General features: G+C 63.1%; 1 protein-coding gene. It reads left to right on the forward strand.

Annotated features, from left to right (window positions below):
- Window positions 1–778 (forward strand): amino acid adenylation domain-containing protein (locus ACK6BI_RS28005; RefSeq protein WP_409319662.1); only part of this gene is annotated, 778 nt, incomplete at both ends.

The raw sequence follows: 778 nt of genomic DNA on the forward strand, positions 1-778 counted from the left end.
TTTTGTGCCGTCGATGCTCGACGTGTTCCTCGCCCATGGTGACACGAGCCGTTGCAACGGTCTGCGCCAGGTGATGTGCAGTGGTGAAGCGTTGCCGGGCAGTCTGGTACGGCGCTTCAAGCAGCAATTGCCGGGCGCTGGATTGCACAACCTGTACGGCCCGACCGAAGCGGCGGTGGACGTTACCGCGTGGGATTGCGCTGGGCCGTTGGAGCAAACGCCTGACAACACGCCTATCGGCAAACCGATCGCCAACACCCGGATGTACATCCTCGATGCTCAGCAACAACCGGTGCCGCAAGGTGTGGTGGGTGAGTTGTACATCGGCGGCGTGCAGGTCGCTCGCGGTTACCTGAATCGTCCAGAGCTGAACGCCGAACGCTTCCTGAAGGATCCGTTCCAGCCCGATGGCCGCCTGTACCGCACCGGTGACGTCGCCCGTTACCTGGCCGACGGCAACATCGAATACCTGGGCCGCAACGACGATCAGGTGAAGATCCGTGGTCTGCGCATCGAGCTGGGTGAAATCCAGTCTCGCCTGACCGATATCGACGGCGTGCAGGAAGCGGCGGTACTGGCCCGTGAAGACGTGCCGGGGGACAAACGCCTGGTCGCTTATTACACCGGCACCCGGCTGGACATCGACGTGCTGCGCAGTCACCTGCTGGAACACCTGCCGGATTACATGGTGCCGGCGGTGTTCGTGCACCTCGATGCGCTGCCACTGAGCCCCAACGGCAAGCTCGACCGCAAGGCGTTGCCGGTGCCGGATCAGGCT

The organism is Pseudomonas sp. KCJK9016 (genome assembly GCF_046231795.1).
Classification (GTDB): domain Bacteria; phylum Pseudomonadota; class Gammaproteobacteria; order Pseudomonadales; family Pseudomonadaceae; genus Aquipseudomonas; species Aquipseudomonas bananamidigenes.